Below are 1348 nucleotides of genomic sequence, written 5' to 3' on the forward strand. Positions count from 1 at the left end.
CGATAGCGCCGTCCAGCCCCATTACGGCGATAACGACATCGGTAATATTTGCCTCTCCGTAAGCGGCAAGCGTTTTACTGTTTTCGCCGTACATCAGACAGCCCTGACGGTAATCCAGATTGATACCGAATTTATCCTTAACTTTTTCAACAAGCCCCTCAAGGATGGTTATGAAGCGGGAACTGAGACCGTAATAATTGCCAAAAAGCGCATGGGCGTTAGCAGCCGCCGGACCTATAACGGTAATTTTTTTAGGGCTTGAATCGAGGGGCAAAAGCCCGATGTCGTTTTTAAGCAAAACGATTGACTTCTCCGCCGCTTTTAGCGCAAGCTTGCGGTGTTTTTCACAGTTGATAACTTTACGCCCAAGTTTGCCGTATTTTCCCGACCCCGGCGGATCAAACATTCCCAATTTAAAACGTGTCCGCAGTAACCGCTCCAGAGCAGTATTGATCGCCTCTTCGCTGACAAGCCCCTTTTTAAAAGCCACAGTCAGCATGGGATAGGTGCAACCGCAATTCAAATCACAGCCGGCGTTTAAGGCAAGAGCCGCCGATTCCTCCGGCGATTTAGTAATTTTGTGGTACTCGTGAAAGTCGCGAATAGCCCAGCAGTCTGAAACAACATGGCCCTTAAAACCCCATCGCCCGCGAAGAATATCTTTGAGCAGAAAATTACTGGCGCAGCACGGTTCGTCAAGAGTGCGATTATACGCGCCCATTACAGATTCAACTCCGCCGTCCACAAGCGCCTTGAACGCGGGCAGATAAGTTTCAAAAAGGTCTTTTTTAGAAACAACGGCGTTAAAAGTGTGGCGGTCTTTTTCGGGGCCGGAATGGACGGCGTAATGTTTGGCGCAGGCGGCAAGCTTCAGGTTTTCGGGATCATTCCCCTGCAAGCCGCGTACCAGCGCAAGGCCGATTCGGCTTGTAAGGTAAGGGTCTTCGCCGTAGGTTTCCTGCCCACGTCCCCAGCGCGGATCGCGGAAAATATTGATATTCGGCGTCCAGAAAGTAAGCCCCCAATACTGGCCTCGGTTGCCCTGCTTAACCGCTTCATTATACTTTGCGCGCGCTTCATCAGAAATAGCGACCGCTATTCTTTCGACAAGCTCATCGTCAAAAGTCGCAGCTAACGCTATAGCCTGCGGAAAAACAGTCGCGATACCAGCCCTTGCTACGCCGTGCAGACACTCGTTCCACCAGTTGTATTCGGGTATCCCAAGCCTATCAATCGCGGGGCTTTTGTAAAGCAACTGGGAAACTTTTTCTTCCAGCGTCATTTGGGAAATTAATTCTTTAATTTTCGCTTCTCGGTTCATTGTACGCTCCTGTTTTTTCAATAATAG

General features: G+C 49.7%; 1 protein-coding gene. It reads right to left on the bottom strand.

The features are described from left to right. The coding region (locus tag ACYVRH_RS12770) for a glycoside hydrolase family 3 protein (RefSeq protein ID WP_461257279.1) at positions 1 to 1321 on the bottom strand (1321 nt) is incomplete at its 3' end. Positions 1322 to 1348 lie beyond the last annotated feature (27 nt).

It is taken from the genome of Treponema sp. R80B11-R83G3, assembly GCF_054786115.1.